The following is a 15,554-nucleotide window of genomic DNA, read 5'->3' on the forward strand; positions in this document are numbered from 1 at the left end:
AGAGGGGGCGTATGTTTAGGCCTGAACGGTATTCATCAGGGTGGCCATTTCATCTTTTACCGACTGAACCTGTGGGCCGATGACCACCTGCAGGTTGTGATCGTTAAGCTGGACCACGCCGATTGCGCGGTTGGCTTTCAGCGCGGCGGTATCGACTTTGCTCATGTCGTTCACCGACAGGCGCAGGCGGGTAATACAGTTATCGAGCGTGACGATATTATCAGCACCGCCGAGCGCGGCCAGAATCGCCGGCACGTTATAACCTGATTTGCCAATCGTTCCGGCAACTGCTTTTTCGATGTTGGTCGCCGTTTCGATATCGCGGCCCGGCGTTTTCAGGTTGAAGCGGGTGATGGCGAAACGGAAGATACCGTAGTACACCGCGAACCAGATGGCGGCGACAACCGGTACCATATACCACTTGGTCGACAGCCCGTGCAGGATGCCAAACACCACGAAGTCGATAATGTTGCCGTCGGTGTTGCCGATGGTGACGCCAAGTACCGCCATGATAGTGAAACCAAGGCCGGTCAGCAGGGCGTGGATGACGTACAGTACCGGCGCGACGAACAGGAACAGGAATTCCAACGGCTCAGTGGTACCGCCGACTACGCAGGCAATGACGCCGGAAATGAGCAGCCCTTTAATTTTATGACGGTTTTCTGGGCGGGCGCAGTGGTACATCGCCAGCGCCGCGCCGGGCAGGCCGCCGAGGAAGGCGGGCATTTTACCCTGTGACAGGAAGCGGGTCGCGCTTTCAGAGAAGCCGTGCGTCGTCGGGCAACTCAGCTGCGCCTGAAAGATAGTCAGCGCGCCGCTGACGCTGTGGCCGCAAACGTCCATGGTGCCGCCCGCTTCGGTAAAGCGGATCAGCGCCACCAGAATATGGTGCAGGCCAAACGGCAGCAGCAGGCGTTCTCCGGTGCCGAAGATCATCGGGCCAAAATCGCCGGCGCTATTGATAACATGTCCTAGTCCGTTGATACCCATCGCGAACACCGGCCACACCAGCGGAATGACCAGACCGACCAGGCCTAACACCACGGTGGTAATGATCGGCACAAAGCGCGTGCCGCCAAAGAAGGCCAGCGCATCCGGCAGACGGATGTTGTGGAAGCGTTCGTGCAGCATCCAGACGATAATACCGGCGATCACCGCGCCGAGGATCCCGGTGTCGATCGACTGAATACCAATAATATTCTGAATGTTGTTGGCCTTGAGGACCGCCGCGTCGGTCGTCGGCAGGATGCCTTTCGCCGTCAGCCAGAAGTTGACCGCGAGGTTCATGACCGCGTAGCCGACGAAGCCCGCGAAAGCGGCGACGCCTTTGTTTTCACGCGCCAGGCCGAGCGGAATTGCGATACAGAACATGACCGGCAGGAAGCTAAAAGCAAATGAGCCGACTTTACTCATCCAGACAAAAATCGCCTGCAGCAGCGGCACGTTCAGCCACGGCAGCAGCGTAATCACATCGTGGCTGCTTAACGAGCTGCCGATCCCCAGCATGATCCCGCAAAACGAGAGCAACGCCACGGGCAACATAAAGGTTTTTCCTAACTGCTGGAAAAACTCCCATAAGGTAATTTTTGGTGCTGTTTTCGCCGTCATACACGAATCCTGGTTCTGAAAAGGGTCGATAGGATGTAACGTAGCGGCAAGATAAAACGTTTTACCATTTTTTAGTGCGATAAAAATCACATAATCAAGCGATAATAAGGTTTATAAAGATAACATACTGATAAAACGTTTTATCGAAAGGCAAAGGGAGTCAGCCAGTCGTTATGGCTATCGCAAAAAAGACAACCATCAATGATGTGGCGCTGGCGGCTGGCGTCTCGGTCAGTACGGTATCGCTGGTGCTCAGCGGTAAAGGGCGCATCTCTTCGGCCACCGGCGAGCGCGTCAACCAGGCCATTGAGCAACTCGGGTTTGTGCGTAATCGCCAGGCGGCGTCGCTCCGCGGCGGGCAAAGCGGGGTGATTGGCCTTATCGTTAGCGATCTGTCGAAGCCGTTCTATGCCGAGCTAACCGCCGGGTTGACCGATGCGCTGGAATCACAGGGTAAAATGGTATTTCTCACCCAGGGCGGGCATCGCGGCGAGAAAATGCTCCAGCGCTTCGAAACGCTGGTCTCGCAGGGGGTTGACGGGGTGATTATCGCCGGCGCTATCGACAAGGGCGGCGAGCTGCGCGATCGTGCCGCCGAAGTAGGGATGCCGCTGGTTTTTGCCTCCCGCGCCAGCTATCTGGACGATATCGACCTGATCCGCCCGGATAACATGCAGGCGGCGCAAATGGTAACGGAACATCTGATTCGCCGCGGTCATCAGCGCATCGCCTGGCTTGGCGGACAAAGCGCGTCCCTGACCCGCGCTGAACGGGTGGGCGGCTATTGCGCCACCTTATTGAAGTACGGACTGCCGTTTCATAGCGAATGGGTTGTCGAGTGTGGCTCCAGTCAGCAGCAGGCGGCGGAAGCCATGATCGCGCTGCTGCGGCAAAATCCGACCATCAGCGCGGTACTTTGCTATAACAGCGTCATCGCCACCGGGGCGTGGTTCGGTCTGCTGCGCGCCGGGCGGCAGAGCGGCGAGGGTAGCGTGGAAAGTTATTTTGAGCAACGCATCGCGCTGGCGGCCTTTGCCGAAGTGCCGGAAGCGGCGCTCGATGATGTCCCCTTGACCTGGGTGACCACCCCCGCCCGTGAGATGGGGAACAGCCTGGCGGAGTGTATTTTACGCCGCCTCGAGGAGGGGCAAGGCAGCGCGCGTAATCAGATTATGCCGCCGCGGCTGGTTATCAGAAAGTAGGGGCCGCCATCGATTAAGGTGTTCCCGGGCTACCTGACTGCAGCCCGGGACATTTTTTTACTGCTGCGGTTCGGCGGTGGGGAGCGTCAGGCCGAACATGGCGGCGAAATCAGCCAGCGGCATTTTCTGCCCGTTTAGCGTGACCTGGCCGTCGGCGTACTGCAGGCTGGAGGTGATCGCGTTATCTTCCATTGTGGTCAGACGGAACATCTGCCCCATCGCCGCCAGCCCTTTGACCTGCTGATCGGCAAGTTTCGCCGCATCCTCCGGCTGGTAGCCTTCCAGCCCGGCAATCTGCGTCATCAGGGCGGTGGCCATATCCACCGGGATCACCAGCTTGCCGTCCAGCGATTTAACGCTGCGGTCCAGTTCATCGGCGACGGTCTGCGGCGCGGCGGTCGTTTGCGCCGGATCCTGCATCAGCACCGACAGATTCAGGGTGCTTTCGCCTTTGGCGTTTTGCCAGCTCAGCGGAGAAATCGTCAGCGACGGATTACCTTTCAACAGAATTGGCAGCGAGCTAAAGAAGATCTCGGTTAACGCCTGCTGATAAAGCTCCGGATTCTGCGCCAGCTCGGGTTTCGCCATCAGCGCCTGCGCCTGGGCGTTATACTGCTGACTGAATTGATGCCACGCCTGACCGTCGAGATTATCCAGCTTAACGGTGAGTTTGCCGCGGCCCATATCCTGATTTTGCAGTTTCAGGCTGTTAAGGTTGTAATCAAGCTGGCTATTGATACGCTTGCCGTCATCGGAGAGCGTAGAGCGGCCGTCGATATTCATGCCTTCCAGCAGCGCCAGCTCTTTACCTTCAACGCCGATAGCCAGTTTTTCAAGGGAAATCTTCTGCTTGCCGATACGTTCCTCAAAGGAGGTCATTTCGGTGGCGCCGTCAGCCTTCAGGTTGCTGAAACTGAGCTGAACTTTCTGGTTGTATTCGTTGACCGCGTTGATCTGCCCGCTGGCCGCTTCGCCGCTCAGGCTAATAGTTTTGCCATCGCGATCGGCATTGAGCTGGAACTGGCCGCCGCTAAAGATAACTTTTTCATTGTCTTTAGCGTAATCCAGCGGGTTAAGGAAGATGGCCGACTGGGTATCGCCGCTGTAGGCAATGCGGGTGTCGATGTTAAACGGCGTTTGTCCTTTAGCAATATCGAACAGCGCTTTGCTGGCATCGTTATTCACGAGGGTGGTGTTGACGGAGGCCATTGCCGGCGCCAGGTTAAAAGATTTTAACGAGGCAAGCGGGAAGGGACCATGATCGACCTTTTCGTCAAACACCAGGCTTTGACCGGCGGCCAATAGACTGTGTTCTTTACCGGCCTGCGGCTTCACCACCAATTGCAGATGGCTGCTGAATAACCCGCGCTGGTAGTCTTGATAGCTCAACTCTACGCCAGCTTCCGGCGCGTTGCTCTGCAGTTGGGCATTCGCCTGCTGCACCATTTCTGCAATACGGTTTTCCAGTTGCTTACCGGTAAACCAGGCTCCGCCTGTCCAGACGACTCCGAGCGCGACGATAACTCCCGCGGCGACCAACGTTTTTTTCATAGCATTTGTCCATAAATGAAACCAGGCGGAACATGCCGCCTGGTTGTGTTGTCATGATGGGGGAAGTCTAGCAACTGCGGATTAAAAGTTCAGTAACTTACTTAAGCTTATTGAACACGCGCGCCAGACGACCTTGGCCGCTGACCAGTACCGGTGATTCGTTGCAGGCGATAAACGCCGATTCACCCGGCTGCAGGGTCAGGCGCTGCTCGCCTTTACGTAGCGTCGCTTCGCCTTCCACGCAGAACAAAATCGCGGCGCTCTCTTGCGCCAGAGAGTCCTCATTACTGGACAGCTCGTGCAACGAGAAGGCGAAATCATCGACCGGGATTGGGAAATCCAGCTCGCTGCCGTGTTGTTCCGGCTGAGTCAGCAGCTCAGAGGCAGGTTTGGCGACAAATTTCACGTTCGCCACCAGTTCCGGAATATCGATGTACTTCGGCGTCAGACCGGCGCGCAGCACGTTATCCGAATTGGCCATTACTTCCAGCGCGACGCCCTGCAGGTAGGCGTGCGGGGTCTCGGCGAACAGGAACATCGCTTCGCCAGGGTTCAGTTTCACCACGTTGAGCAGCAGCGGGGAGAAGAGGCCGCTGTCATCCGGGTAGAATTCAGCGATCAGACGAATGGTCTGCCACGGTTCGCCCTGTTCGCGGTCGAGGGCGTTTTGCAGCACGCTGAGCGCATGCGCTTTTTCCTCACCTTTCATATTCAGCAGGCTGGCGAACAGCTGGCTTAAACGCCCTGCATCCGGCTGTTGAATGAATTCGCCAATTGCCGGATGCGCCTCGGCAACCGGCTGCAGCAGCGCGACAATTTCATTAAATTCGCGGAACGCGTTCATGGCGAGGAACGGCGTCAGGGCGAAGACCAGTTCCGGCTTATGGTTGGGATCTTTATAGTTACGCTCGGCGGCATCCAGCGGAATACCCGCGGCGTTCTCTTTGGCAAAGCCAATTTCCGACGCGCGTTTGTTCGGGTGAACCTGGATGGAGAGCGGCTGGGCGGCGCACAGTACCTTGAACAAGAACGGCAGTTCGCCAAAACGCTCGGCGACGTTAGCGCCGAGGAGGGCATTTTTATCGGCCTCAATGACCTCGCGCAGCGACTGCGGCTGGCCGTTGGCGTTTAGGATCCGCGAACTGCTTTTGGGATGTGCGCCCATCCACAATTCCGCCATCGGCAGGTTGTCCGGATTGGCGATACCGTAAAGGTCGGTTAACGCGGTGTGACTTCCCCATGCATAGTTTTGCACTGAGTTAATGAGCTTCTGCATTCTCAATCCCTGTTTCCACATAAAAATGTTGGCTCTATTAAACCAACAAATCGTCGAGAAGCAACTGCTGAAAGAAAAAGTCGTCCTTGTCTCAGTTTTTGTTAAAAAATTGTGTAAGATTGATCGACTCGCTTTTCTACAGGCAAATGGAGTGTCTGCCTGAAACATAATCAGCCAAGCAGTAAGTGAGAGTACAATGTCGAACAAACCGTTTGTTTATCAGGATCCTTTTCCGCTTAAAAAGGATGACACCGAGTATTATCTCCTCAGCAGTGATTACGTCTCCGTCGCCGAATTCGCCGGCCAGGAAGTTCTGAAGGTTGAACCTCAGGCGCTAACCTTACTGGCCCAACACGCGTTCCACGACGCCTCCTTTATGCTCCGCCCGGCACACCAGCAGCAGGTCGCGGATATCCTCAACGACCCGGAAGCCAGCGAAAACGACAAATACGTCGCGCTGCAATTCCTGCGTAACTCCGATATCGCCGCCAAAGGCATTCTGCCGACCTGTCAGGACACCGGCACCGCGATCATTATGGGGAAAAAGGGACAGCGCGTATGGACCGGCGGCGGCGATGAAGCCGCGCTGGCGCAGGGCGTGTACAACACCTATATCCAGGACAATCTGCGTTACTCGCAGAACGCGCCGCTGGACATGTATAAAGAGGTCAACACCGGTACCAACCTGCCGGCGCAGATCGATCTTTATGCTACCGATGGCGATGAGTATAAATTCCTCTGTATCGCCAAGGGCGGCGGCTCCGCGAACAAAACGTATCTCTACCAGGAAACGAAAGCGTTAATCACCCCGGCGAAGCTGAAAAACTACCTCGTCGAGAAGATGCGCACACTCGGTACCGCAGCTTGTCCGCCGTACCATATCGCCTTTGTGATTGGCGGCACCTCTGCGGAAGCCACGCTGAAGACGGTGAAATTGGCCTCGACCAAATACTACGATGGCCTGCCGACCGAAGGTAACGAACATGGCCAGGCGTTCCGCGATGTGCAGCTGGAGCAAGAACTGCTGCTGGAAGCGCAGAACCTCGGCCTCGGCGCGCAGTTTGGCGGCAAATACTTCGCCCACGATATCCGCGTAGTCCGCCTGCCGCGTCATGGGGCGTCTTGTCCGGTGGGGATGGGCGTCTCCTGTTCCGCCGACCGTAACATTAAAGCCAAAATTAACCGTCAGGGGATCTGGCTGGAAAAACTGGAGAGCAACCCAGGCAAATATATCCCTGAGCACCTGCGCCAGGCCGGTGAAGGCGAAGCGGTGAAGGTGAACCTCAATCAGCCGATGAGCGAGATTCTGGCGCTACTGTCGCAGTATCCGGTGTCAACTCGTCTGTCGCTGAGCGGCACGATCATCGTGGCCCGCGATATTGCCCATGCCAAGCTGAAAGAGCTTATCGATAACGGCGAAGCGCTGCCGCAGTATGTCAAAGATCATCCGATTTACTACGCCGGCCCGGCGAAGACGCCGGATGGTTACGCCTCCGGTTCTCTGGGGCCGACGACCGCTGGCCGCATGGACTCGTATGTCGATCTGTTGCAATCGCATGGTGCGAGTAAAATCATGCTGGCTAAGGGTAACCGTAGCCAGCAGGTGACCGATGCCTGCCATAAACACGGCGGTTTCTATCTCGGTAGTATCGGCGGCCCGGCGGCGGTTCTCGCGCAACAGAGTATCCGCAGCCTTGAGTGCGTAGCTTATCCGGAGCTGGGAATGGAAGCTATCTGGAAAATCGAAGTGGAAGATTTCCCGGCCTTTATCCTCGTTGATGATAAAGGTAACGACTTCTTCCAGCAGATCCAGACGTCGCAGTGCTCGCGCTGCGTGAAGTAAACGACACCGCCCTTCGGGGCGGTTTTTGTTTGGGCCGCTTTAGCGGCACGAACGACTAAAACAACTAATAATTCTGGTTAATACTTAATCCTTTAAGCAGGTGAGCTTGTCGCTATGACGCACTTTGAATCCAAGGAGAAAGTAATGACAACGCATCGCAGTGAAAAAGACTCGATGGGCGCCATCGACGTCCCGGCCGATAAACTTTGGGGCGCGCAGACCCAGCGCTCGCTTGAGCATTTCCGTATCTCAACGGAGAAAATGCCTGGTGAACTGATCTACGCGCTGGCGCTGACCAAGCGCGCGGCGGCGAAGGTGAACCAGGACCTGGGCCTGCTGGCGGCGGACAAAGCGGGCGCCATCATCGCCGCCGCGGATGAAGTCCTCGCCGGCAAGCATGCGCAGGAGTTTCCGTTAGCTATCTGGCAAACCGGCTCCGGTACCCAAAGCAACATGAATATGAACGAAGTACTGGCTAACCGTGCGAGCGAGTTGCTTGGCGGCGAGCGCGGCATGGCGCGCAAAATTCACCCCAATGATGACGTCAATAAAAGCCAGAGCTCGAATGATGTTTTTCCAACAGCGATGCACGTCGCGGCGCTAATCGCGCTGCGCGAAAAGCTGCTCCCGCAGCTACAGGTGCTGCGGGACACGCTACAGGAAAAGTCGCTGGCCTTCGGTGACATTGTTAAAATTGGCCGCACTCACTTGCAGGACGCTACGCCGCTGACGTTAGGGCAGGAGATCTCCGGTTGGGTCGCGATGCTGGAACATAATCTCCGGCATATTGAACACAGCCTGCCGCATCTCGCTGAGCTGGCGCTGGGCGGTACGGCGGTTGGCACCGGCTTGAATACGCACCCGGAATATGCGGTGCGGGTGGCGGCGGAACTGGCGTCGCTTAGCGGGCTACCGTTCGTCACCGCGCCCAATAAATTTGAAGCGCTGGCCACCGTGGATGCGCTGGTTCATGCCCACGGCGCGCTGAAAGGACTGGCGGCTTCGCTGATGAAAGTCGCCAACGATGTGCGCTGGCTGGCCTCCGGGCCGCGCTGTGGCATAGGGGAAATCGCCATTCCGGAGAACGAACCGGGATCCTCCATTATGCCCGGCAAAGTCAACCCGACGCAGTGCGAAGCGTTGACCATGTTGTGCTGTCAGGTGATGGGTAACGACGTGGCGGTGAATATCGGCGGCGCGTCAGGCAACTTTGAGCTTAACGTCTATCGGCCAATGGTCATCCACAACTTCCTGCAGTCGGTACGCCTGCTGGCGGACGGTATGGAGAGCTTTAATGAGCACTGCGCGGTGGGCATTGAGCCAAACCGCGAGCGGATCGGCCAGTTGCTTAATGAGTCGCTAATGCTGGTGACCGCGCTCAATACCCATATCGGCTACGATAAAGCGGCGGAGATCGCCAAAAAAGCGCACCATGAAGGGCTGACGCTGAAAGCCGCGGCGCTGTCGCTTGGTTACCTGACGGAAGCCGAATTCGATAGCTGGGTGCGCCCGCAGGATATGGTTGGCAGCCTTGCTACTCGCTAGCCAGCCATAAATGCAGACGCGGGATCAGTAATCGTAACGACTGCGCCTGCGGCTTGTGGCGGTACTGCACGTTATCGGCATCGTAATTCAAAAGTTCGCCGAGATCCGGCACGCTTACCCCATGCGTGCCGGAGATAAGCGCAATTAGCGGGCCGGGGCAGGCGTACTGCACCTGCTTCTGCTCGCCGGCATACCACACTCTGGCAATCGGCTGTACCTTGACCGGGCGTTTGATTTTCAATTTTGCCCGCTGCGGCAGGGCGGCGATATCCTGAAATTCCCTTTCCAGCTTGCTTTGCCACTGTTCGCGGGTCCAGGGCGGCACCGCGCGCGGCGATTGCAGGCTCTTCTCTAGCTGCATTAATACTTCATCGCGGGTCAGATTTTTAATCACATGCTTATTGGCCCAGCCGAAGCGGATGGTGCTGGGGTCGAGCAGCGGCGTCAGGGTACGATAGGCGCTAAGGGTAATCAGGCCGGGCAGATGGCGGTGAACCCATTCGAAACGCGCGGCGGCCGGCAATCCGGAATCGACGGTGACGATTTTCTCAAACGCCGCTTTCAGCGCGTTAATGGCGCTGATTTTCTCCAGCAGCTCCGCCTGCTGTTGCGTATCAACCGCCAGGCAAATCGCCCCGGGGAGGCGTACCGCCGCCTTGCTGCTGCGGTTTTCCGACTGCTGCTGGATAAACAGGTGGCTGTAGTGCCTGAGCGCCATCTCCAGCGCGCTTTGCCCGACGTGCTGGGTGACCTGAATGGTATCCAGCGGCGCGTGCTCCGCCTCTTTACTTACCGCCGGTAATTCGAAAACCCGCGCCGCCAGCAGACGGCAGCGGCTCAGCGACGCTTTGAAGGTTTGTAGTTCGCGCTCAAGCTCACGAAAGGTGTCATTTAAGCGCGCAACGAGGTCGTAGCTAGCCATGATTACCGCCTTAGTTACAACATACTGTTTGAGTATAAACTATACGCAGACCGTGACGCCTGCGCAAGTTCAGCTAAGCAGAGGTAAAAGCGGGAAGCTGGTGGTAAATGGGCCAGCTGAAAATGAATGCCGCGCCGCCGAGCGAGCTTTCGTCGCAGTGGACTTCACCGGCCATCGCCTGAGCAATACTGTGTACAATCGCCAGCCCCAGGCCGCAGCCGCCGGTGGCGCGATCGCGGCTGGGATCGAGACGGACAAACGGCTCGAATACCCGTTCGCGTTCTTCAAGGGCGATACCCGGGCCATCATCTTCCACTCGCAGCGTCGCCCTTGAACCGGCCAGCGACAGGCCAATCTGAATATGTTGCCGACTGTAGCGCAGGGCATTATTAACCAGGTTATCCAGCACGCGCTCCATTAAACGCATATCCAGCGCGCCGTAGTCGCCCGCCGTAAGCTGGCGCAACGCGACTTCACGCTGCGGATTGACCAGTTGTATATCCTCGACGTGCGCGCGGATCCAGGCCGGGAAATCCGGGGTAGTCAGGTTGAGTTCGTTCTGCGGGCGATCGAGGCGCGCGTAGGTGAGCAGTTCTTCAATCAGCGCTTCTAGTTGCCCGATATCGCGGTTGAGAGCCAGCGACTCGGCCTCGGTCAGATTTTCGCTCATCTCCAGGCGATAGCGCAGGCGCACCAGCGGCGTGCGTAGTTCATGGGCGATACCGTCAATAAGCTGTTTTTTACTGGCTATCAGGGCGTTGATATTATCCGCCATCTGGTTAAAGGCCACGCCGAGTCGCTCGAAGCTCGACATGCTATCGAAATGGATGCGCTCGCTAAAATGGCCTTCGCCGAAGCGCTGTGCGGCGGTTTCGATACGCAACATATCCTGCCAGTGCGGACGCATCCAGATAAACACCGGGAAAGCCAGTGAAATAGCGATAAACGCCATCAGCGCGACGTCCAGCAGGCGCATCTCATGCAAAAAATAGAGATAGGGCACCGGGCCGACCGACAGGACGTAATGGCTGCGCGGGATGCGTTGAATAAAGGTGTACTGATCGTCCAGCGCCACGATATCGCCCGCGCGCAGATGCTGCATCGAGCTTTCCGAGAGCTTGAATTTGCTTAACGGTTCAATGTGCAGATCGAAAGAGAGGTTGAGGTCCAGCTCTTTCAGCGTGTTGCTCCAGTCGCGCGGCGGGATCTCGCGCAGTTCGCTGCGCATCAGATAGAGCGAGCTTTTCATCAGATCGTCCAGCGACTGGCGTCCGGCGCGCTCGGCGGTGAATTTATACACCAGGCCGACCAGCATGGTCATGACCAGGAAGCAGACGAACAGCAAAAGGTAAAACTGCACAAACAGTTTTTTCATTAATCATCACCGGTCATTAACTGGGTTATCTTGCGTCAAAAGATTCTACAGGAGAAGGATCCCGCTCGGCAAAGTTCTCACCGACACGCCAGGCCAAATGACCGATAGCCGTATTGTGCCATTTCCCCGGCCTGTCAGGTGCCAGCCTCTCTGTTAATTTAAGCGCCCCTTAAATGATGGAGAGCGCCAGATGACTAAGCCCGTGTATTTGCATACTGATAATGATGTTGAGATTTTGAAAACCTTCGATATGGTCCTGAGCCATATGCAGGCGATCGCCGACCCTTATCAGTGGAAGTGGGTGATTACCGGCTGGCACAGCATCCTGCAGAACGCGATGGTGTTGGCGCTGTGTCAGGGTAATGACTTTCAGGTCTACCTGGCCGACGGTAAAGCGTCGACACAAGAAATCTTCCAGCAAATCTGTAACGACGATTTCTCCAACATCAATAAACTGCAGCTGCCGTCCTTCATGGCGCTATACCGTGCGACGAGGGAGAGCAGCGCCTTCACACCCAGCGAAGTCTGTACGGTGGCGGTGGGCAAGCTTCACCAGCTGCGTAACGATTTCATCCATTATCATCCGGGAGGCTGGAGTCTACAGGTCGATGGTTTACCGCAGTGGATTCTGGCGAGCGGCGAACTACTGGATCATTTCCTCGCCAGCGGTGAGGTCGTACGCTGGTATGACGAAAACGACGAAATGGCATTCAGAGAGAAATACGCTGAATTTCAAGACCGACTACACGGTGTGATGTCGGTCTATTCCTGACGCGGATTAATTATCCCAGGCGTGCGGGGCAAACAGATAGCCTTTGTTGCGCACCGTCTTGATGCGGTAGGGCTCGGTGGCGTTGTCGAGCAGCTTTTTACGCAGGCGTGAAATCGCGACATCGACGCTGCGATCCATGCCGTCGTAGCTGACGCCGCGGAGATTTTTCAACAGCGCATCGCGATCCATAATCTGCCCGGCATGGGTCGCCAGTTCCCACAGCAGGTCGAAATCGGCGGTGGATAAAGCCACGTTGTCGCCGCCGAGCAATACCTGACGGTTAACCGGGTCGATCGACAGCGAACCAAAAACAATGGCTTTATGCGGCGTCAGGGTTGCGGGAGCGGGCATCGACGGCGAAGCCACGTGCTGGCGCAGATGCAAACGCAAGCGGGCCAGCAGCACCGCAGGTGGGGTGGTTTTGAGGATGTAATCACTGGCGCCCATCTCCAACGACAGAATATGGTTCATATCGCTATCGAGCGAGGTCAGCAACACGATCGGACCCTGCCACTGGCTGCGCAGGTCGCGGCACAGCGTCATCCCGTCTTTGCCAGGCAGCATGATATCCAGCAGTACCAGATCGGGTTGTTCACGAGCAATAACCTCTTCGGCCCGGTCGCCGCGCGGCTCAACAACCACGTCCATATCATGTTTTCCCAGATAGGCGGCGATAAGCGCGCCAACTTCGGGCTCATCCTCAACAAAAACGATCTTATTCATATCTTACGCGTATAAATTAAAAAGCTAACATACACCGCCCGCAAATTGCCTGCCATTAATCTTTCATAAACAAATGTTCTTCCGTTATGCTGGTAGAAATTGTTGTTCAAATGTTAAGGCATAAAATGGGGCTGTTGATTAAAGCGCTGCTGGGAGCGCTGGTGGTGGTACTGATAGGCGTACTGTCAAAAACCAAAAATTACTATATTGCCGGCTTAATTCCGTTATTTCCGACCTTCGCGCTTATTGCCCACTATATCGTCGCCAGTGAGCGTGGCATTGAAGCGCTACGCACGACTATTGTCTTCGGTATGTGGTCAATCATACCGTATTTTATCTACTTACTTTCGTTATGGTACTTCACTGGCGTAATGCGCCTGCCTTACGCGCTGGCAGGCGCGGTGATCTGCTGGAGTCTGGCGGCCTGGCTGCTCATCCTCGGCTGGAGCCGTTTCCACTAGCGCAGCGGTCGGCCGCCGTCGACAGCGAAAGAGCGGCCGGTGACGTAGCAACTGGTGAACAGATAATCGATGAGGTCGATAATCTCTTTTTCACCCGGCGCGATTTTCATCAGCGATTTATCCAGCGCCTGTTTACGATATTCAGCGTCATCATGCTCGTTGAACATAATCAGCGATGGCGCGATGGCGTTGACCTTTACTTCCGGGGCCAGCTTACGGGCGAAAGAGCGAGTCATATTATCAAGCGCCGCTTTACTGGCGGCATAGGCGATATGCTTATCGCTGCCGCGTTCCACTACGTAGTCGGTAATATGAATAATATCGCTGGCCGCGTGACCAAAACCGCGCAGCAGGCTCTCCAGCGCGTGGTTAAGCAGATAGGGCGCGTGGACATGAATTTGCATCATCCGCGATATCACCGTGGATAACGACACGCCCGGTTTCTCCGCCATCCAATCACTGGCGTTATGAATAATCGCGCGCAGGCCGTTGGTCTGCGCTTTCACCGCTTCCGCGAAGGTAAGAATACCGTCGTCGCTGCTGAAATCAGCCTGCAGACACACCGCGCCGGCTTCGCGCAGGGTGTCAATCGAAGGATAATGCTGGCGATAGCTGACGATCACCGGTTGCTGCTGGTTTAAAAAATGGTGTGCCAGAGCGAGGCCGATACGGCGGCCTGCTCCCGTGATCAGGACCGGACGAGGCTGTGCTTCAGCCATGGGTATCTCCTTTCAAGTTCAGCGGTAGGGCAACCGCTTACCCCACCAGCATCCACGTTGCCGGAACGGCGGCAACCAGCAAAAAACCAATTAATGCCATTTCACGGCGTTTGAGCATGCGATCGTGCTGGTGAGTACGCCGGGCGTACAGGAAAACCAGAAGACCCGGAGCGTAAAGTACCACCGACAATAGCAAATGCACAGGACCGGACGCATACAATAACCATAAGCCATAAACGCACGCGCCGACACCCACGGCTTTGTGTAAAGGACGCACGGCAATCTTAAGCAGGAAAGCGCCGACGAGGAAATAGGGCACCAGAATCATTTCTGAGGCGATGGTTAGCAGGGTACCGTAGTCAGATCCGGTAAGCCAAATCAGCACCAGACAAATCTGCACGCTGATGTTGGTCAACCACAGCGAGGAAGAGGGCGCATTATTCTTATTAGTTTTGGCGAACAGGCGCGGGAACGCTTTGTGCGTCGCCGCCAGATACGGCACTTCGGCGGCCATAATGGTCCAGCTTAAATAGGCGCCGCAGACGGAGATAATTAATCCCGCGGCGATCACGACCTCGCCCCATGACCCCATCATCTTGACCATCAGGCCAGCCATCGACGGGTTGCGCATTTCAGCCAGTTCTGGGCGGGCGACAACGCCCAGCGACAGCAGGGTGACCAGCAGATAAACCGCCAGCGCCGAGACCACCGCCAGTAGCGTCGCGCGACCAACGTCGCGCTTATGACGGGCGCGGGCGGAAACCACGACCGCGCCCTCCACGCCGATAAATACCCACAGGGTGATCAGCATGGTGTTTTTCACCTGTTCCCATACCGGTACGCCGAGAGCGATACCGCTGAAATCGAGGCGGAAAGTATCGAGCCGGAACGCGATAGCGGCCAGCGCTACGAAAGCGCCGAGCGGCAACAGTTTAGCCAGCGTCGCCACCAGGTTAATGCCTGCCGCAGTCTGGACCCCACGCAGCACCAGAAAATGCACCACCCATAACAGCACGGACGCGCCGACGATCGCCTGCCAGGTGTTACCGTCACCAAAAATACGCATCTCCGGCGTATCGGTGAAGAAACTTAGGGCCGAGAAGACGATTACCAGGTAGGAGACATTGGCAATCACCGCGCACAGCCAGTAACCCCAGGCGGAACAGAAACCGATCAGTTCGCCAAAACCTTCGCGAGCATAGGTAAAGATACCGCCGTCCAGTTCCGGACGGATTCGGGTCAGCAATAGCATGGCGAAAGCGAGGAATAAAATCCCGACGCCGGTGATGGCCCAGCCGATAAGCAGAGCGGATGGGCTGGCAACGGCAGCCATGTTTTGCGGCAAACTGAAAACGCCCGCGCCCAGCATGGAGCTGAGTACCAGTGCGGTCAGGGCGCTAAGGCCCAGTTTCTTTTCCATTGTATTCCCGAGGTGGCAACAGTGAATCAAGAATATTTATTTGGCGAAATCGCATAAAAATGGAGGATTACGCTAAGGCGCGGGATTTTACGGAGTGTCTTGTACGCATGCAATGGCGGCGGGCGAAAAAATGCAAA

General features: G+C 56.4%; 13 protein-coding genes. 5 read left to right on the forward strand and 8 right to left on the reverse strand.

What is annotated here, in order from left to right; all coding sequences use genetic code 11:
- Positions 1-15: 15 nt before the first annotated feature.
- Positions 16-1,608 carry a maltose/glucose-specific PTS transporter subunit IIBC gene (gene malX, locus PGQ95_RS10515; RefSeq protein ID WP_113374681.1) on the reverse strand — a complete coding sequence of 531 codons (1,593 nt, stop codon included), beginning with the start codon at positions 1,606-1,608 and terminating at the stop codon, positions 16-18.
- A 173-nt stretch (positions 1,609-1,781) separates the two neighbouring features.
- Here malX and PGQ95_RS10520 point away from each other — a divergent pair, with 173 nt between their 5' ends.
- On the forward strand, positions 1,782-2,810 hold the full coding sequence (locus PGQ95_RS10520) for a Mal regulon transcriptional regulator MalI (protein ID WP_015705245.1): 1,029 nt from the start codon (positions 1,782-1,784) through the stop codon (positions 2,808-2,810).
- 57 nt (positions 2,811-2,867) lie between these two features.
- Here the strand turns inward: PGQ95_RS10520 and PGQ95_RS10525 are convergent, their stop codons facing one another.
- Positions 2,868-4,361: a YdgA family protein gene (locus PGQ95_RS10525; protein WP_213794740.1), complete on the reverse strand. Its 1,494-nt coding sequence runs from the start codon at positions 4,359-4,361 to the stop codon at positions 2,868-2,870.
- A 97-nt stretch (positions 4,362-4,458) separates the two neighbouring features.
- A complete protein-coding gene (manA, locus tag PGQ95_RS10530) occupies positions 4,459-5,637 on the reverse strand; it encodes a mannose-6-phosphate isomerase (protein ID WP_430917994.1) in 1,179 nt (392 codons plus the stop codon).
- 196 nt (positions 5,638-5,833) lie between these two features.
- Here manA and fumA point away from each other — a divergent pair, with 196 nt between their 5' ends.
- Together fumA and fumC are read left to right on the forward strand one after the other, a co-directional pair.
- Positions 5,834-7,480 carry a class I fumarate hydratase FumA gene (gene fumA, locus PGQ95_RS10535; protein ID WP_015366832.1) on the forward strand — a complete coding sequence of 549 codons (1,647 nt, stop codon included), beginning with the start codon at positions 5,834-5,836 and terminating at the stop codon, positions 7,478-7,480.
- A 144-nt stretch (positions 7,481-7,624) separates the two neighbouring features.
- On the forward strand, positions 7,625-9,025 hold the full coding sequence (gene fumC, locus PGQ95_RS10540) for a class II fumarate hydratase (RefSeq protein ID WP_430917996.1): 1,401 nt from the start codon (positions 7,625-7,627) through the stop codon (positions 9,023-9,025).
- Here the strand turns inward: fumC and tus are convergent.
- Both tus and rstB read right to left on the reverse strand, forming a co-directional pair.
- Positions 9,015-9,947 carry a DNA replication terminus site-binding protein gene (gene tus / locus PGQ95_RS10545; RefSeq protein ID WP_045392408.1) on the reverse strand — a complete coding sequence of 311 codons (933 nt, stop codon included), beginning with the start codon at positions 9,945-9,947 and terminating at the stop codon, positions 9,015-9,017. The genes fumC and tus overlap by 11 nt on opposite strands.
- A 73-nt stretch (positions 9,948-10,020) precedes the next feature.
- Positions 10,021-11,322, reverse strand: coding sequence for a two-component system sensor histidine kinase RstB (rstB, locus tag PGQ95_RS10550; protein WP_430917998.1), 1,302 nt, complete (start codon positions 11,320-11,322; stop codon positions 10,021-10,023).
- 190 nt (positions 11,323-11,512) lie between these two features.
- On the opposite strand from rstB, the gene PGQ95_RS10555 reads away from it, so the two are divergent.
- Positions 11,513-12,094 (forward strand): hypothetical protein, encoded by a 582-nt coding sequence (locus PGQ95_RS10555; RefSeq protein ID WP_430918000.1) that lies wholly within the window; start codon positions 11,513-11,515, stop codon positions 12,092-12,094.
- 6 nt (positions 12,095-12,100) lie between these two features.
- Here the strand turns inward: PGQ95_RS10555 and rstA are convergent, their stop codons facing one another.
- On the reverse strand, positions 12,101-12,817 hold the full coding sequence (rstA, locus tag PGQ95_RS10560) for a two-component system response regulator RstA (protein ID WP_032707933.1): 717 nt from the start codon (positions 12,815-12,817) through the stop codon (positions 12,101-12,103).
- 125 nt (positions 12,818-12,942) lie between these two features.
- On the opposite strand from rstA, the gene PGQ95_RS10565 reads away from it, so the two are divergent.
- The gene (locus PGQ95_RS10565) at positions 12,943-13,278 is read left to right on the forward strand and encodes a GlpM family protein (protein ID WP_015366825.1); all 336 of its coding nucleotides are present in this window, start codon (positions 12,943-12,945) and stop codon (positions 13,276-13,278) included.
- On the opposite strand, the gene folM is transcribed toward PGQ95_RS10565, so the two are convergent.
- Together folM and PGQ95_RS10575 are read right to left on the reverse strand one after the other, a co-directional pair.
- Positions 13,275-13,997 (reverse strand): dihydromonapterin reductase, encoded by a 723-nt coding sequence (gene folM, locus PGQ95_RS10570; protein WP_113374687.1) that lies wholly within the window; start codon positions 13,995-13,997, stop codon positions 13,275-13,277. The two genes, PGQ95_RS10565 and folM, sit on opposite strands and share 4 nt — an antisense overlap.
- A 37-nt stretch (positions 13,998-14,034) precedes the next feature.
- Positions 14,035-15,417 carry an amino acid permease gene (locus PGQ95_RS10575; RefSeq protein WP_015366823.1) on the reverse strand — a complete coding sequence of 461 codons (1,383 nt, stop codon included), beginning with the start codon at positions 15,415-15,417 and terminating at the stop codon, positions 14,035-14,037.
- Between the last annotated feature and the right edge of the window lie 137 nt (positions 15,418-15,554).

This window comes from Klebsiella sp. 141240 (genome assembly GCF_050600805.1).
GTDB classification, from domain to species: Bacteria; Pseudomonadota; Gammaproteobacteria; order Enterobacterales; family Enterobacteriaceae; genus Klebsiella; species Klebsiella aerogenes.